The following is a 17,091-nucleotide window of genomic DNA, read 5'->3' as shown; positions in this document are numbered from 1 at the left end:
TAACCGCTCGTTACTCACGTTAAATTGGAGGGAAATTTTAGGGCGCGAAGTATAACAGAAAGTCTTCTTAAATTCACAACTCTAACATGCGATGTTCACCTGAATTTATTCCATCTATCGTCCAATTTCCCACTCGATAGCGAACCAAACGCAATGTAGGGTGGCCTATATGCGCAGTCATACGTCGGACTTGGCGGTTTTTACCTTCGCTAATGGTAATGCTTAACCACTGCGTAGGTATGTGTTGGCGAAACCGAACAGGAGGAGTGCGAGGCCATATGTCGGGTTCGTCTATTAATGCAACTTTAGCCGGCTTTGTTAACCCGTCTTTTAATTCCACACCCTTTTGCAATGCAGTAATTGCTGACATATCGGGGATCTTTTCTACTTGAGCCCAATAGGTTTTAGACACCTTATTCTTGGGGTGGGCGAGTTTGTGCTGAAGTTTGCCATCACTGGTTAACACCAACAAGCCTTCTGAGTCTCTGTCTAGTCGACCTGCGGCATATACATCGGGAATAGAAACATAGTCTTTTAATGTTTCTCTGCCATCTGCATCAGTGAACTGACTAAGTACATTGAAGGGCTTATTAAATAAAATTGTTCGATTTTTTTTCATTATTGATTAAATAAATAGTAAAGATAGTTCTTTTTTATTGAATAGTTTACTAGGTAAACCTTGTAAGTATTTACGGCGACCCTATACTACTACCACACAATTATGGACCCGATCGGGTGTGATTTCACCCTAACTTATGAGGTAAAGAATGGCCAATTCTAAATCAACTATCGTTTATACTAAAACAGATGAAGCGCCGGCGCTGGCGACCTATTCATTATTACCTATTATTCGTCGCTTTGTGCGTTCTGCTGATATCGATGTTGAAGTAAGTGACATTTCACTTGCAGCAAGAATTCTAGCTAACTTTCCAGAGTATCTTGATGATAGCCAAAAAACACCTGACGCGCTAAGCGAGCTAGGTGAACTAACACAAGACAAATTAGCCAATATCATTAAATTGCCAAACATCAGTGCGTCTATTCCTCAGTTAAAAGATGCTATTGCTGAGCTAAATGAAAAAGGTTATGCCGTTCCTGCGTACCCTGATGCACCTCAATCTGATGAAGAAAAAAGTATTCAAGCGACTTACGGTAAAGTATTAGGTAGTGCGGTAAACCCTGTACTTCGCGAAGGTAACTCTGACCGTCGTGCTCCTGGTGCAGTTAAAAACTATGCTAAAAAATTCCCACATAGCATGGGTGAGTGGAGCCAAGCGTCTCAATCTCATGTTTCTTGCTTAAAAGAAGGTAGCTTCTTTGTAAGTGAAAAGTCTACAACCATGCAAAAAGCTGGGTCTGTAAACATTGAATTCACTGACACGCAAGGTAACAAAAAAGTACTTAAAGAAGGCTTAGCCTTACTTGAAGGTGAAATTATTGATTCTACTTTCATGAGCAAAAAAGCACTTTGCAGTTTCTTTGAAGAGCAAATTGCAGATGCGAAAAAATCAGGCGTACTTTTCTCGTTGCACATGAAAGCAACTATGATGAAAGTATCTGACCCGATTATTTTCGGTCACTGTGTAAAAGTATTCTTTGCGCCAGTATTTGAAAAGTACGGAAAATTGTTTGATGAAATTGGTGTTAACGTAAACAATGGTTTCGGCAGCGTATTAGAGAAAGTTGCTCAACTACCTGAAGCGCAGCGCACTGAAATTGAAGCGGCGATTGAAGCTTGTTACGCTGAAAGACCTGCAATGGCGATGGTAAATTCTGACAAGGGTATTACTAACCTACACGTACCAAGTGACGTAATTGTCGATGCGTCAATGCCTGCGATGATCAGAAACTCGGGTCAAATGTGGGGACCAGATGGTGAATCTGCAGATACCAAAGCCGTGATCCCAGATACGACTTACGCGACAATTTACCAAGAAATGATTAATTTCTGTAAAACTCATGGTGCATTTGACCCAACCACTATGGGTACAGTACCTAACGTTGGTTTGATGGCGAAGAAAGCGGAAGAGTACGGTTCACACGATAAAACCTTTGAAATGACTGCTGATGGCGTTATGCGTGTTGTTGCTGAATCTGGTGATGTACTACTAGAGCACACAGTAGAAGAAGGCGATATCTGGCGCATGTGTCAAACTAAAGACGCATCTGTTAAAGACTGGGTTAAACTTGCAGTAACTCGTTCTCGTTTATCAGGTACTCCAGCCGTATTTTGGCTAGATACAGAACGTGCCCATGACGTTCAAATTATCGAAAAAGTAAATACCTATTTACAAGATCACGATACTGAAGGTTTGGACCTTCGTATATTACCTCCTGTACAAGCGATCCGTTTCTCTATGGAACGTGCGATTAAAGGTGAAGACACAATTTCTGTTACAGGTAACGTGCTACGTGATTACCTTACTGATTTATTCCCAATTATCGAGCTTGGAACAAGTGCGAAAATGCTATCTGTTGTGCCACTAATGGCTGGTGGTGGTTTATTCGAAACCGGTGCGGGTGGTTCTGCGCCTAAGCACGTTCAGCAATTTGTTGAAGAAGGTCACTTGCGTTGGGATTCTCTAGGTGAGTTCTTGGCTCTTGGCGTATCATTAGAAGATATCGCGAACAACCAAGGCAATAGCAAAGCGAAATTACTTGCGTCTACCTTAGATAAAGCAACGGAAACCTTACTTAACAACAGTAAGTCTCCAATGCGTAAAGTGGGTCAACTAGACAACCGTGGAAGTCATTTCTATCTTGGAATGTACTGGGCGAAAGAACTTGCGGCGCAAACTGAAGACGCAGAGTTAGCGAAAGAATTTGCTGATATAGCGCAGAAGATGGAAGCAAGCGAAGCGACGGTTTTAGCTGAAATTGATGCTACTCAAGGTAAAGCTGCTGATATCGGTGGATACTTCTTACCAGAAGATGACAAAGCGACTGCGGCAATGTGCCCAAGTGCAACACTGAACAGCATTATTGCTTAATTGATTCAAAATTAAAAAAACCGGCATTTGCCGGTTTTTTTATAGGTAAAATACAGTTAAATATTAATTTAATTGTATTTGATCAGTTAACGTTCGTCTTCTTCTTTGAAATCAATTTTATCAGCATGTAGCCCTTTTGGCCCTTGCTGAATTTCAAATGAGACTTCTTGTCCTGCCTTTAAAGACCGGTATCCTTCCATTTGAATTGTAGAATAGTGAGCAAAAATATCTTCGCCCCCATCTTCTGGAACAATAAATCCGAACCCTTTTGCGTTGTTAAACCACTTAACTTTACCATTCGCCATGGATTGACTTCCTTCTACTCCTTGAACTCACGTGCAACTGACCCCACAATATAAAGAGTCTGTGAAATGTTAACCTATTTGTTAACAAATATGACTGTATATATTTTAACCATATTCTGTCAAGTATTTTTTACAGAATTAAAATATTAATACTTTTTGTCTAAAATAATTGCACATTGGCTAGCATTGGATTATGAGTAAAGATAACACGACCAATATTGATAAAGATGGTTTACTTGAGGCGGTTAGGCAAAAAACGCAACCTCCTCCTATGTACAAGGTTATATTAAATAACGACGATTACACTCCTATGGATTTTGTGGTTAATGTGTTGACTCACTTTTTCAATATGAATTTAGAAAAGGCTAATCAAACAATGTTGACTGTGCATTATGAAGGCAAAGCCGTGTGTGGGGTCTATACTGCAGAGATAGCAGAAACAAAAGTAATGCAAGTTAATCAGTACGCCAGAAAGCATCAGCACCCATTGATGTGTACTTTGGAACCTGCGTAAACGTAAAAGGCGGTCACTATGCTAAATAAAGATTTAGAGCGCACGCTAAACGAAGCGTTCGTATTCGCAAGAGAACATCGCCACGAATTCATGACAGTGGAGCATTTACTGTTGGCGTTGTTAGATAACCCAGCAGCAAAAGAAGCGCTACATGCGTGTGGCGCAAATGTAGATAACATCAAATCTGAACTGCTCGAGTTTGTAAAAGATACCACTCCTTTGATATTAGAAGATCAGCTTAAAGAGCGGGAAACACAGCCTACATTGGGCTTTCAACGTGTATTACAGCGCGCTGTATTTCATGTTCAATCCTCTGGAAAGGAAGAAGTTACCGGAGCAAATGTACTTGTCGCTATTTTTAGCGAACAAGAGTCTCAAGCGGTTTATATACTCAAAAAAGCAGACGTCACGCGGTTGGACGTGGTGAACTACATTAGTCATGGCGTCAGTAAACAAGAAGAAGACGGAACTTCAAGTTCTGAAGACGGTGATGAAACCGCTGAAGGTGAACAAGAAGAAACATCGTTAGAAAAATACGCGACTAATTTGAATGTGCAGGCTAAAGAAGGAAAAATAGACCCATTAATAGGTCGCGATACGGAAGTTGAACGTACGATTCAGATTCTTTGCCGTCGCCGTAAAAATAATCCCTTGTTAGTGGGTGAAGCTGGCGTTGGAAAAACAGCAATTGCTGAAGGTTTAGCGTATCGCATTGTCAATAACGATGTGCCGGATGTTATTGCTAACTGTACTGTCCACTCTTTAGACTTAGGTGCGCTTCTAGCCGGAACAAAATACCGAGGTGACTTTGAAAAGCGCCTCAAAGGCATTTTAAAGGAACAAACTAAAGATCCTGACGCGATTCTATTCATCGATGAAATTCATACCATTATAGGGGCAGGAGCGGCTTCTGGTGGTGTAATGGACGCATCTAACCTACTAAAACCTAAGTTAAGTAGTGGCGAATTGCGTTGTATTGGCTCTACAACGTACCAGGAATACCAAGGTATTTTTGAAAAAGACAGAGCGCTAGCGCGTCGCTTCCAGAAAGTGGATGTGGTTGAACCTAGCGTTGGTGACACAACCAAAATTCTTCAAGGCTTGAAATCGCGCTATGAAGAACACCACAGTGTAAGGTATACGCAAAAAGCACTGTATGCTGCGGCTGAATTGTCGTCTAAGTATATTAACGAGCGCTTCTTACCTGACAAAGCTATTGATGTTATGGACGAAGCAGGTGCAAGCCAGCAATTGCTTCCGCAGTCTAAGCGGAAGAAAACCATTAACGTTGGTGATATCGAGCAAATTATTGCGAAAATGGCTCGTATACCCGAAAAATCCGTTTCTACGTCTGATAAAGAGGTGTTAAAAAACCTTGGGCGTAATTTGAAAATGGTTGTTTTTGGTCAAGATGAAGCCATTGAAACTTTGACCAATGCAATTCATTTATCCCGCTCTGGGCTGGGATCAGAAAATAAACCTATTGGTAATTTTATGTTTGCTGGCCCCACAGGGGTAGGTAAAACAGAGGTGACTCAGCAGCTAGCTAATATTATGAATGTTGAGTTAGTTCGCTTTGATATGTCTGAATACATGGAGCGCCATGCTGTGAGCCGTTTAATTGGTGCACCTCCAGGATACGTTGGATTTGACCAAGGCGGGTTACTGACCGATGCGGTGATTAAAAATCCGTATTGTGTTGTGTTACTGGATGAAATAGAAAAAGCTCACAGTGATATCTACAACATTTTGTTGCAGGTAATGGATCACGGTACGTTAACTGACAACAATGGTAGAAAAGTAGATTTCCGTAATGTAGTGCTGGTAATGACAACCAATGCCGGTGTACAAGAAACTGTGCGCACCACAATTGGTTTTAAACAACAAGATCATAGCCATGATGCGTTGGCCGAAATAAACAAAATATTTACGCCTGAGTTTAGAAACAGGTTAGATGCCACAATTTGGTTTAATCATTTAGATCAAGATGTGATTTTGCAGGTTGTTGATAAATTCCTAACTGAACTACAAGCGCAATTAGATGCTAAACAGGTTTCATTAAACGTAACAGATAAAGCTCGTCGTTATTTAGCGAAAAAAGGCTACGATAAAGCGATGGGAGCAAGACCTATGGCGCGTTTGATTAAAGAAGAACTGAAGAAAGAGTTAGCAAACGAATTGTTGTTTGGACGATTGTTAAAAGGTGGTAGCGTTGATATTGATATTCATAAAGATGAATTGAGTTTCGATTATCAAAGCTTAGATGAGAAAAAAGAGGAAATAGAGTCGAATTAACGGCTCTATATCTAATAAAAAAGCCCGATGTTATTTTCATAACGTCGGGCTTTTTTTTGATTTTATCAGTTACCTGGCGCGATAAATGATTCGGCCTTTTGATAGATCGTATGGGGTCATTTCAACGGTAACTTTGTCACCAGTTAAAATACGAATATAATTTTTGCGCATTTTACCTGAAATATGTGCGGTTACTACGTGTCCGTTTTCTAGTTCAACGCGAAACATAGTGTTCGGTAGGGTATCCAATACGGTCCCTTCCATTTCAATACAATCTTCTTTTGCCATCTAGCCAGCTTACCTCGAATTAGTCACAAATTTTGCCGCGCAGACATTAACCAATTAGAACCAGCGTGTAAAGCAATTACTCAGTATTTTTATCAAAAAAGACCCATTTACCGTTAATAAATTGTTCTTGGGGCATAAATTTGTTTTTGTAAGCCATTTTTTTACACGCATCCACTTGATAGCCTAAATACAAATAGGGCGTATTAAGCGCTCTCGCAAACTCTACTTGTTTCAAAATCATCAAGGTGCCTGGAGAAAAGTTGTCGTAGTCGGGATCAAAAAAAGTATACAAAGCAGAAAGCGCGTCGGGGTAAATATCGGTTACGGCTACTGCGACCAAATTTCCATCACTACGGGCTTCTAATAAATGAGGAGGGTGCCATTCACAGTTTACAAACTGTTCGAATTGAGTTTTGGATGGCGGATACATACTGCCATCGGCATGACGCTGCGTAATGTAATTTTCGTAGAGTGAGTAGTGCTCGTCTGTTAGGGTCGAAACAAACTCAAATGTCCACGTATGCGCTTTTTTTAAAATACGCTTTTGACTACGAGTGGGGGCAAAGGTAGTTATGGGAACCCGTACAGATTTACACGCCGAGCAATGGCTACAGTGCGGCCGATAAACCTGAGGGCCGCTGCGCCTAAAGCCTTCTGTAATTAACCATTCGTAATGGGCGTCACGCATATTTCCATCAGAAGGAATACAAACAAGTAGTTGCTCATTTTCGTCATCGAGGTAATTACACTGATACGCTTGTGTAAGCGCGAATTTTAAGCCTGACAAAAAGAAAAAGACCTAGGAGTCCAAAGTGTATTTGGCACTGGCGTATGGTTTGCTGAATTCATTGACGTAATAAACTCCTCTCTCGATATGGTTAGCGCACCTAAAGACGTTAAATGATCAGTGGGCATTTGGCAATCGATAAAAGCGTGGGAGTAGGGGGCTAAAAGTTTGGTTAATACTGCCATTGCGGCTTTTGACGCATCAGTAACTGTGTGAAACATTGACTCTCCGCAAAATACGCTATCAGTCATTACACCGTATAAGCCACCCACTAATTTGTTGTCTTGCCAGACTTCTACAGAGTGTGCGTAACCGGCTTGGTGTAAATTGATATAAGCGTCAATCATATCGTCGGTAATCCAAGTGCCTGCAGCTTCTTGATTATCGTAATACCGAGGTGTTGAGGAGCAAGACTCAATGATCCGCTCAAAAGATGTGTTGATTGAAAACGTAAATAGATTTTTTTTGAGGGTCTTCTTTAAACTTTTACTGATATGAAACGTGCGAGGGGAAATTATTGCTCGACTTGATGGAGACCACCAAAGAATGGGCTCACCGTCACTAAACCAAGGGAATATACCACTGCGATAAGCCGCTATAAGACGCTGTATTGATAAATCGCCACCAAAGGCGAGTAATCCGTCGGGTTCCGATAAAGCCGTTTCAACTGAAGGAAACGGCGTATCGTTTTCAATTAACGGTAAGTGAAGTACCGCCATTAAATGTTAGGCTTTGCTGTCGAGGTATTTTTCGGCATCGAGAGCTGCCATACAGCCTGTTCCTGCTGATGTGATAGCTTGACGGTAGATATGATCACTCACGTCACCTGCAGCAAACACACCCTCAATACTGGTTTGAGTTGCATTGCCTTCAGTGCCACTGTTAACTTTAAGGTAGCCGTCTTTCATTTCTAGCTGACCCTCAAAGATTCCCGTGTTGGGTTGATGGCCAATTGCGATGAAGACACCCATTAAATCAAGCTCGCTAACGCTGTCGTCTTTGGTGTCGCGGATTTTAACGCCAGTGACGCCCATATCATCGCCTAAAACTTCATCGAGTGTTTTATTAAAATGGAGTGTGACGTTGCCGTTTTCTGCTTTTTCTAATAATCGCTGGCTGAGTATTTTTTCACTTCTAAATTCTTCTCGTCTATGAATAACGTGCACTTCAGATGCGATATTAGATAAATACAAGGCTTCTTCGACGGCAGTATTACCCCCACCGACAACAGCCACTTTTTGATTTCTATAGAAAAACCCATCACACGTTGCACAGGCAGATACACCTTTACCTGAATAGGCTTGCTCAGATTCTAGGCCAAGGTATTTTGCTGATGCACCGGTAGCAATAATTAGCGCATCACATGTGTAAGTAGCGTTATCGCCATACAATGTGAAAGGTCGCTTGGTTAAATCGGTTTTATTGATGTGGTCAAAGACAATCTCTGTATCAAATTTTTCAGCGTGCTTTTGCATTCTGACCATTAGATCCGGGCCTGTTAACCCTTCAGGATCACCTGGCCAGTTTTCCACTTCAGTGGTAGTGGTCAATTGGCCACCTTGCTGAATTCCTGTAATCAATACAGGGTTTAAGTTTGCTCTAGCCGCATAAACAGCAGCGGAATAGCCCGCTGGGCCTGAGCCAAGAATTAATAGACTGACATGTCTAGGTTCTGACATAAATTTCTCCAAAATTAGCATGTTAATAACATGCTATGTACCTCGTATCTTAAATAAGATTGGGTTTAATCGTAATTATTCAATATTAATATAGTAATTGGATGATTAATAAGATCATTTACTTATTTCTCAGAGCTATTTAAATTAACTAGGTGTAAAAATTAGTCGGCTCAGTGTTTTATGACGTATAATTTGTTCAAACAGGGGGAGATATGAAATTATCATTTTTAACACTGCTTCAGGATGGTCAACATTATATGAAGCTGTGGCCAGAGCAAAAAGTACTGAACGCTTTTTTGCCTGAAGGTAGAGTGATTGCAGCTACTAAATTAGCGATTAAAGTAATGCCTCCTTTGGCTATCGTGTCTTGTGCAAGTTTGTTGCAAGTCAATGGCAATGCTTTTTTTCCTCAAGCCTTGGCTGTTGGCGCATTTTTCTTAACTATGCCACTACAAGGTTTAATTTGGTTAGGTCATCGTGCAAATAAGCCTTTACCACCGGGTTTAAATCATTGGTACAAAGAAATTCACGAAAAAATGTTGCAGCACGGTTGCAGATTAGACGCGTTAAAACGGCACCCTAAATATAAAGAGCTGGCCCGCTTACTTAAAACGGCGTTTAAAGAAATGGATAGTGCGTTTACTCAGCAAATGTTTTAGTGACTAAGTAAACGCAACGAAGTGTTAATGTTTATTTTTCTTCTTATTTAGCTTCACACTGTAAGCAGTAAATGTATACGCCATTTGGATCATTCAATTGACTAAATGAATCAAACTCAGCCACAACTTGCTTAATAACGCCTACAAGAGGTGATTGTACGTTAGACATTGCAGACTTAGCTGTGTACACCATAGCCTGGCCAAAAAACTCTTTCCAGAACAGTTCTTTCGCGCTTAGGCTTCTTTTAACATAATGGGTATCATAGTTTTCTAATTCGGCTAACTCAGCCGCTTTAGTGATAGCTTCCTCTAAGCCACCAAGTTCATCAACTAAGCCTAGCTCTAGCGCCGTACTACCAATCCAAACTCGACCTTGTGCTATTTCATCAACGCGATCAAGTTCAAGACCTCGTTCATTGGCAACCAAAGAGATAAACTGCCCATAGGTGTGTTCAACACCCATTTGGAAAAAGTCGTTATACCCTTCACTTAATGCACGTACAGGTGAGAAGTCGGCTAATTCTGTAGACCCAATACCATCGCTACTTACGCCAATATGACCAAGAGACTCTTCATAGGTCATAAACAAGCCAAATACACCAATAGAGCCAGTAATCGTGCTTGGTGATGCAACAATATAATCGGTACTCGCAGCAATCCAGTAACCACCAGATGCGGCATAAGATCCCATTTGAGTAACAATAGGTTTACCTGCTTCTTTTAGGTTTAGAATTTCCTGACGAATAACTTCAGATGCAAATGCACTTCCGCCTGGAGAGTCAACTCTGAACACCACGGCTTTTACGTTATCATCCAAACGGGCTTTTCTAAGTAATCTTGCTGTACTGTCGCCACCGATAGCACCTGCTTTTTGGGTACCATCTAAAATGGTTCCTGAAGCAACAACAATAGCAATACTGTCTTGTGTGCTGATACTTGGCTTGAGTGGAGAGTTAATAACAGATAGATAGGTTTTTAACGATGTTGTCGCAAAACCATTTTTATTGTTTGCAGAAGCAACGTGGTTTTTCATCACGTCACGGATATCTTCACGGGTTTTCAGTCCGTCAACCCACCCATATTTTAACGCGTATTCACTGAAGTTACCGTCAACTGTGTTGAGTCGTTCTGTGAAACGGTCAAATTTTTCATCAAAGTTTGATACTTCAAATCCTCTAGCGGCAGCAACATCGTGTTTATATTGTTCCCAGTAGTCCGATATCCACGCTAAATTTGCGGCTTTCGCTGCTTCAGACATATCATCGCGAATGAAGGGCTCCACCGCTGACTTATAGGTGCCAACGCGGAAAATATGGGTGCTTATTTTTAATTTCTCTAATAAGCCTTTAAAATATAAACCAAAACGAGAATACCCATCAATGAGTACTGAACCCATAGGGTTTAAGTAGACTTCTGTTGCATGTGCTGCAATGTAATATTGATCTCGGCTATAGTAATCACCAACAGCATAAACAGGTTTACCTGATTCTTTAAATGTATCAATAGCTTTTGCTACAACTCTTAATTTGTCCAAACCACTAGAACTCATACCCTGAAGGTTTAGCATGATGCCTTTTATTCGGTTGTCTTCAGCGGCATTTTCTAGTGCAAAAACTAAATCGCGAATAAGAATTTCTGGGTCGCTTTGTTGTTCGTCAAACGCTTCTTGCATGAACTCTTCAAATGGGTCGACCTCTTGTTTTTCTATGACTAAGTTACCCGTTAAGCTAACTTGTAAGATGCTATCGGGTGTGACACCAACTTTGTCTGAGTCTTTAGTCGCTGCAACGATGATAGCAACGGCAATAATGATGAATATCAAGTTGAAGAATAGTTTGCGACTAAAATTAAGTACGCTCCATACGCCGACAAACAAGGATTTTGTCCAGCTTTTACTTTCTGCCATAAAATATCATTCCTAAAATAATTAGACTAATCATGATACTAGACATTTAACGAAGTATGGGAGGGAATTTGTAATTAATTGTGTCACACTTTATTTTTTCCATCGTCATCTAGCCATTTAGCGATGATTTTTGCGATAAGTTTATGATTATGCTCAGTTAGTTCACACAGAAGGGCTTTAGTATTGGGCGTTGTTTTTACCTTGGTCTGTCCTTTTTTCATTACTCGTTGAAAAGCGCTCATTATTTTAGCCTATATAGTGCGTTTGTTAGGTATAGTATAGGTCATTGTATTTTTGCTAGAAGTCTTATCTTAAATAATGGATGCACTTAACTTATTACTTAACCGCCATTCACAACCAAAATTAACAGCGCCAGCACCTTCTCAAGAAGCACTCAATCAAATACTTCAAGCTGGAGACCGAGCGCCTGATCACGCAGGATTAAAACCTTGGGAATTGATAGTTTGCCAAGGTGAAGGTCTAAAAAAGTTGGGGAGTATTTTTGAGCAATCAGCGTTAAAAAATAACTTACCAGAAAACGATATTAAACGGGCACCGCTGTTGCCGTTACGGGCTCCTATGGTCATCGTAGTTATTATGCGCTATCAGCAGCATGACAAAGTTCCACGAGTTGAACAAATTGCATCGGTTGCTTGTGCTGTAGTGTCAATGCAGATGGCAGCTGTTGCTTTGGGGTATCAGGGAATGTGGAGAACAGGTCGTTATGCGCACTGCAGTAGCGTGAAAAATGCGTTAGTTTTGCAAGAGAAAGATGAAATAGTTGGATTTTTGTATTTAGGTACGGCAGAAAATGAAAAACTTCCAATGCCGCCTAGCGACATTGGAAGTCATGTTTCTTATTGGCGTTGAAACTAGTCTACAACGACCATTTTCATAGTATTTGTTGCACCAACAGTTTCCATTTGTTCACCGAGGGTGATAATGATTTTATCACCTACTTCAACTAAGCCTTTTTCTTTTAATATTGCTAAAACATCATGTCTTAATTGGCCAGAATCGCTTTTTTGCGAATCAAAAAATACTGGATTAACACCGCGGTACAATGCCATTTTGTTAAGGGTTGATTCGTGGCGAGACAGGGCAATGATAGGCAGCTTTGTTGTAATACGAGACATTATCTTAGGTGTTTCACCACTTTCAGTTAGTCCCACTATTGCTTTAATGCTTTTTAAGTGGTTTGCCGCATAAACTGCAGATAGCGCGATAGTTTCACTTTCTGAACTGAACTCGCTATTCATTCTGTGTTTAGAGATTTTAGCACTAGGGTGTGACTCTGCGCCTTCACAGACTCTCGCCATTGCTGCAACAGTTTCTACTGGGAAATTACCTGCAGCTGTTTCACCTGAAAGCATTACTGCATCGGTTCCATCAAGAACGGCGTTGGCTACGTCCATAACCTCAGCACGAGTAGGCATAGGGCTGTCGATCATAGATTCCATCATTTGTGTGGCAGTAATTGCGATTTTGTCTAACTGGCGAGAACGCAATATAAGTTTCTTTTGAACACCAACAAGCTCTGCGTCACCAATTTCAACACCTAAGTCGCCACGTGCAACCATGACTGCGTCTGATGCTTTTATAACATCATCAATGGCTTCGTCAGTTGCAACTGCTTCAGCGCGTTCTACTTTTGCACAGATTAATGCTTCACAACCGGCTTCACGTGCTAATTTTCTTGCATAGTCTAAGTCTGCACCTGAACGCGGAAACGAAACTGCTAAATAATCCACACCGATTTTTGCTGCGGTAACAATGTCGTTTTTGTCTTTTTCCGTTAGGGCTTCAGCAGATAAGCCGCCGCCTTGTTTGTTTATGCCTTTGTTATTTGAAAGCTTTCCGCCAACAGTAACTACGGTGTGAACTGTGGTACCTTCAACAGAAGTTACTTCCAATTGTACTCGGCCATCGTCTAACAAGAGCAAATCACCTGCAACTACGTCATTAGGTAACTCTTTGTAATCAATACCCACAGCCTCTTGATGACCAGCATCTTTTGCCATTTCAGCGTCAAGCGCGAATGCATCGCCAATATTCAAATGAATAGGGCCGTTTGCGAAACGTGCAACACGGATTTTCGGGCCCTGTAAATCGCCCAAAATGGCAACATATTTACCAAGCTTTTTCGCTGCAGCTCTAACGCGTTCTGCGCGTTGAATGTGGTCTTCAGCATTGCCGTGAGAGAAATTCATCCTGACAACATTTGCGCCTGCTGCAATAATGGCTTCAATTTTTTCAGGAGTGTCTGTAGATGGACCTAAGGTAGCAAGAATTTTCGTACGTCGTGTCATTATATGTCGCTCGGTTTGGGGTGAAAGCAAATTAGCGTTTCGTAATTTTTTTACAAATATATCGCATATTAAAATAATAGAGCAAAGTTACTAGAATGTGAATGTCATAAAGCCACAAATCTATGCAGTCCAACCAGTTTATTAATACTAGCTTTTTTTATCAAAACGTGAACCGCGTAATGTATCCTTTACTCTTTTGAGGTTTTCTCTAAATCGATTTCCTCGTCTCAGAGTGAACCCTGTCGCAAGTACGTCTATTAGTGTTAATTGCGCAATCCTAGATGCCATAGGCATGTAAAGGTCCGTATCTTCAGGAACTTCTAACGAAAGAACATAGTTACACTCGTGCGCAAGCGGACTATCTGCTGAAGTAATTCCAACAACAACTGCATCGTTAGAACGTGCTAATTTAGCAAGTTCTACTGTACTTTTCGTTCGACCTGTATGAGAAATAAGTACAATGACATCGTGATCCGTGCAGTTCATACAAGACATGCGTTGCATTAATACATCTTCAAAATACACTACAGGGACATTAAAGCGGAAAAATTTATTTAATGCGTCATGTGCTACTGAGGCAGAGGCGCCTGCACCAAAAAACGATATTTTATTAGCTTGAGTGAGCAAATCAACGACCCGATTAACGGTACCAACATCCACAGATTGCCTAGCAACTTCAAGAGAGGCCATTGTCGATTCAAAAATTTTATTGGTATATTCTTGAGTACCGTCACTCTCGTCGATATGGCGATTTACATAAGGTGTACCATTTGCCAAGCTTTGCGCTAAATGCAATTTGAAATCGGGGTAGCCTTTGGTATCAAGTCGTCTGCAAAATCGATTTACAGTGGGTTCGCTCACATCTGCTAACTTAGCTAAAGTTGCAATGCTTGAATGAATAACTGATTGTGGATCCGCTAAGATAATATCGGCAACTTTACGTTCAGACTTACTGAATACGTCATCGTTTTGGGTTATTTTTTCTAATATATTCATATTACCGCGTTAAATTTTACTAATTTAATATGTAATTTCACAACACATTTTCGACTATTTGAACAGGAAATGGAAACAATTTGTTATTTTTTGTTTGCTTAGCTGTAATTTTACAACGCAAAGTGCTAACTTTATAAAATAAAAAGCGGGTGACAGATTCCCGTTCATATTCTTCATTTAAGTGAGTTTGTTATGGTTTTAGATACTTCGTATGAGCCGTGTGATTTTGTTCTTTTCGGTGCTTTAGGTGATTTATCAAGAAGAAAATTGCTTCCTTCTCTATATCAATTAGAAAAAGCCAATTTGCTACATAAAGATACAAAAATCGTTGGCGTTGCCCGGCAAGACCATTCAAACGATGATTTTATTGATTTAGTGAAAGAAAATATTGAAAAATTTTCAGGTGAAGCTTTATGCAATGATACCTGGGATAGAATGTCTAAGCGTATTTGTTATGTTCAAATTGATATGCGTGACTCCGCTAAATACAGTGGATTAGAGGAGCATGTTGACCCATCTAAAGTGATGGTGTGTTATTTCGCAACACCTCCTGCGCTGTTTGGCGACATTTGTTCAGGCTTACATGCCTGTAACATAATAGATTCAAGTGTTCGCGTTGTACTAGAAAAGCCAATTGGGCATGATTTAGAATCTTCTCGTGTTATTAACGACCAAGTTGCTGCTTATTTTGACGAATCTCAAATTTATCGAATTGATCATTATCTAGGTAAAGAAACGGTTTTAAACCTGATAGCATTGCGCTTTGCAAACTCAATATTTGCAACAAATTGGGATCATAACAGTATCGATCACGTGCAAATATCAGTTTCAGAATCTGTGGGTATTGAAGGGCGTTGGGGATATTTTGACGATGCAGGCCAAATGCGAGATATGGTTCAAAACCACCTTTTACAAATTCTTACTTTGGTTGCTATGGAACCCCCAACTACCTTAGATGCTGACTTTATTCGGGATGAAAAACTAAAAGTACTGAAAGCGCTGAGACCGATCAATAGTAAAAACGTAAACGAAATGACGGTGCGAGGTCAATACACAGCGGGCTTCGTAAAAGGCAACGAAGTGCCTGGTTATTTAGAAGAGCCAGATGCCAATAAAACCAGTCGCACAGAAACCTTTGTCGCACTTAAAGTATTGATCGATAACTGGCGATGGGCAGGTGTTCCTTTCTATTTGCGTACAGGCAAACGGTTGCCAACAAAGGTCAGTGAAGTGGTTATTTACTTTAAACGCCAACCTCATAATTTGTTTGGTGATAGTTTTTCTACCTTACCCCCCAATAAATTAGTTATTCGCTTACAGCCAGACGAAGGCGTCGAAATTACGTTAATGAACAAAGTACCGGGAATGACCAGTACAGGTAGTATGGACGTTCAAAAATCGAAGTTGAACTTGAGTTTCTCTGAAGCCTTCTCTGGCGAGAGAATTCCAGATGCTTATGAAAAACTGTTACTTGAAGTTATGCTTGGCAATCAAGCCTTATTTGTACGTAGAGATGAAGTAGAACAAGCTTGGAGTTGGGTTGATTCTATTTTTGAAGCATGGAACAGCGATAGCGAGCCACCAGAGCCATATCAAGCTGGTACATGGGGACCTGTTGCTTCTATTGGTTTGTTGGCGAGAGAAAATAGAAGTTGGTATGAGGGGAAGCGCTAATGTCTCTCTCAGAATTGCATTTTGATAATGCGGATAAACTCAATCAGGCTTTTTCAAACCGTATTGTAGAACTACTTCGTACCTCCCTTGAACAAAAAGGGAAGGCGAGTTTAGTTGTCAGTGGCGGAAGAACGCCTATTGGATTGTTTAACGCTTTAAGCAATCAAGAACTTGATTGGTCAAACGTGACTATTACCCTTGCTGATGAGCGTTGGGTAAATGAAGACCACAGCGATAGTAACGCTAACTTAGTGAAATCTCATTTACTAGTGAATAAGGCTGCATCGGCTACGTTTGTAAGTTTGAAAACTGCGGGCGATAACCCTTATTCGGAAGAAAGTGCGGTTGCGTCACAACTAGAATTGGTTGCTCAACCTTTTACTGTCACTATTTTAGGTATGGGAGAAGATGGTCATACGGCATCGCTGTTTCCCTGTTCTGAAGAGTTAAGCAAGGGCACAGATCTTAATAACCAAGCGAGTTGCTTGGCAGTAACGCCAACTACAGCACCTCACAAGCGTATGTCTTTGACGTTAAGTGCTATTGTGCAGTCTGAAAATGTCTTTTTGCACTTGACTGGCGAGAATAAAAAAATCGTTTTGCACGAGGCTCTTGCAGATGCAAACCAACCTAAGCCTATTGTTTCCGTTGTCAATAATGCCGACGTTACGCTTTATTGGGCCCCTTAG

17 protein-coding genes are annotated in these 17,091 nt (G+C 40.7%); 7 read left to right on the top strand and 10 right to left on the bottom strand.

From position 1 onward, the window contains the following. Nucleotides 1–73: 73 nt before the first annotated feature. Nucleotides 74–619, bottom strand: coding sequence for a pseudouridine synthase (locus J3L16_RS11190; RefSeq protein ID WP_207613068.1), 546 nt, complete (start codon nucleotides 617–619; stop codon nucleotides 74–76). 148 nt (nucleotides 620–767) lie between these two features. Here J3L16_RS11190 and J3L16_RS11185 point away from each other — a divergent pair, with 148 nt between their 5' ends. Continuing rightward, nucleotides 768–2,990: an NADP-dependent isocitrate dehydrogenase gene (locus J3L16_RS11185; protein WP_207613067.1), complete on the top strand. Its 2,223-nt coding sequence runs from the start codon at nucleotides 768–770 to the stop codon at nucleotides 2,988–2,990. Nucleotides 2,991–3,076: 86 nt separating this feature from the next. On the opposite strand, the gene cspD is transcribed toward J3L16_RS11185, so the two are convergent. After that, on the bottom strand, nucleotides 3,077–3,295 hold the full coding sequence (gene cspD / locus J3L16_RS11180; protein WP_207613066.1) for a cold shock domain-containing protein CspD: 219 nt from the start codon (nucleotides 3,293–3,295) through the stop codon (nucleotides 3,077–3,079). A 193-nt stretch (nucleotides 3,296–3,488) separates the two neighbouring features. Here cspD and clpS point away from each other — a divergent pair, with 193 nt between their 5' ends. Both clpS and clpA read left to right on the top strand, forming a co-directional pair. After that, complete coding sequence (clpS, locus tag J3L16_RS11175; RefSeq protein WP_207613065.1) at nucleotides 3,489–3,809, top strand: ATP-dependent Clp protease adapter ClpS; 321 nt, start codon at nucleotides 3,489–3,491, stop codon at nucleotides 3,807–3,809. A gap of 18 nt (nucleotides 3,810–3,827) precedes the next feature. Further along, entirely contained in the window at nucleotides 3,828–6,104 is a 2,277-nt protein-coding gene (clpA, locus tag J3L16_RS11170) for an ATP-dependent Clp protease ATP-binding subunit ClpA (protein ID WP_207613064.1), read from the top strand. Nucleotides 6,105–6,173: 69 nt separating this feature from the next. On the opposite strand, the gene infA is transcribed toward clpA, so the two are convergent. The 4 genes from infA to trxB form a co-directional block, all read right to left on the bottom strand. Further along, the gene (infA, locus tag J3L16_RS11165) at nucleotides 6,174–6,392 is read right to left on the bottom strand and encodes a translation initiation factor IF-1 (protein WP_006010397.1); all 219 of its coding nucleotides are present in this window, start codon (nucleotides 6,390–6,392) and stop codon (nucleotides 6,174–6,176) included. A gap of 76 nt (nucleotides 6,393–6,468) precedes the next feature. Beyond that, on the bottom strand, nucleotides 6,469–7,179 hold the full coding sequence (locus J3L16_RS11160; RefSeq protein ID WP_207613063.1) for an arginyltransferase: 711 nt from the start codon (nucleotides 7,177–7,179) through the stop codon (nucleotides 6,469–6,471). Then, nucleotides 7,167–7,898: a leucyl/phenylalanyl-tRNA--protein transferase gene (gene aat / locus J3L16_RS11155; protein ID WP_207613062.1), complete on the bottom strand. Its 732-nt coding sequence runs from the start codon at nucleotides 7,896–7,898 to the stop codon at nucleotides 7,167–7,169. The genes J3L16_RS11160 and aat overlap by 13 nt, the downstream gene beginning before the upstream one ends. A 6-nt stretch (nucleotides 7,899–7,904) precedes the next feature. Then, nucleotides 7,905–8,858: a thioredoxin-disulfide reductase gene (gene trxB / locus J3L16_RS11150; RefSeq protein ID WP_207613061.1), complete on the bottom strand. Its 954-nt coding sequence runs from the start codon at nucleotides 8,856–8,858 to the stop codon at nucleotides 7,905–7,907. Nucleotides 8,859–9,070: 212 nt separating this feature from the next. Here trxB and yfbV point away from each other — a divergent pair, with 212 nt between their 5' ends. Then, nucleotides 9,071–9,517, top strand: a complete 447-nt coding sequence (gene yfbV, locus J3L16_RS11145; RefSeq protein ID WP_207613060.1) for a terminus macrodomain insulation protein YfbV — start codon at nucleotides 9,071–9,073, stop codon at nucleotides 9,515–9,517. Nucleotides 9,518–9,560: 43 nt separating this feature from the next. Here the strand turns inward: yfbV and sppA are convergent, their stop codons facing one another. Both sppA and J3L16_RS11135 read right to left on the bottom strand, forming a co-directional pair. Beyond that, nucleotides 9,561–11,423, bottom strand: a complete 1,863-nt coding sequence (sppA, locus tag J3L16_RS11140; protein ID WP_207613059.1) for a signal peptide peptidase SppA — start codon at nucleotides 11,421–11,423, stop codon at nucleotides 9,561–9,563. Nucleotides 11,424–11,506: 83 nt separating this feature from the next. Beyond that, nucleotides 11,507–11,665 (bottom strand): hypothetical protein, encoded by a 159-nt coding sequence (locus J3L16_RS11135; protein ID WP_207613058.1) that lies wholly within the window; start codon nucleotides 11,663–11,665, stop codon nucleotides 11,507–11,509. A 76-nt stretch (nucleotides 11,666–11,741) separates the two neighbouring features. Between J3L16_RS11135 and J3L16_RS11130 the strand changes: the two genes are divergently transcribed. Beyond that, complete coding sequence (locus J3L16_RS11130; protein WP_207613057.1) at nucleotides 11,742–12,293, top strand: NAD(P)H nitroreductase; 552 nt, start codon at nucleotides 11,742–11,744, stop codon at nucleotides 12,291–12,293. A 2-nt stretch (nucleotides 12,294–12,295) separates the two neighbouring features. Here the strand turns inward: J3L16_RS11130 and pyk are convergent, their stop codons facing one another. Both pyk and J3L16_RS11120 read right to left on the bottom strand, forming a co-directional pair. Next, nucleotides 12,296–13,732: a pyruvate kinase gene (pyk, locus tag J3L16_RS11125; RefSeq protein WP_207613056.1), complete on the bottom strand. Its 1,437-nt coding sequence runs from the start codon at nucleotides 13,730–13,732 to the stop codon at nucleotides 12,296–12,298. A gap of 147 nt (nucleotides 13,733–13,879) precedes the next feature. Further along, entirely contained in the window at nucleotides 13,880–14,728 is an 849-nt protein-coding gene (locus J3L16_RS11120; RefSeq protein ID WP_207613055.1) for a MurR/RpiR family transcriptional regulator, read from the bottom strand. Between the two features lie 192 nt (nucleotides 14,729–14,920). On the opposite strand from J3L16_RS11120, the gene zwf reads away from it, so the two are divergent. Then, nucleotides 14,921–16,402, top strand: a complete 1,482-nt coding sequence (gene zwf / locus J3L16_RS11115) for a glucose-6-phosphate dehydrogenase (protein WP_207613054.1) — start codon at nucleotides 14,921–14,923, stop codon at nucleotides 16,400–16,402. Beyond that, on the top strand, nucleotides 16,402–17,091 hold the full coding sequence (gene pgl / locus J3L16_RS11110) for a 6-phosphogluconolactonase (protein ID WP_207613053.1): 690 nt from the start codon (nucleotides 16,402–16,404) through the stop codon (nucleotides 17,089–17,091). Before zwf ends, pgl begins: the two co-directional genes overlap by 1 nt.

It is taken from the genome of Alteromonas sp. 5E99-2 (assembly GCF_017368475.1).
Taxonomy (GTDB): Bacteria; Pseudomonadota; Gammaproteobacteria; order Enterobacterales; family Alteromonadaceae; genus Alteromonas_F.
The sequence above is the reverse complement of the archived record's forward strand: the minus strand, read 5'-3'. Positions and strand labels throughout refer to the sequence as shown.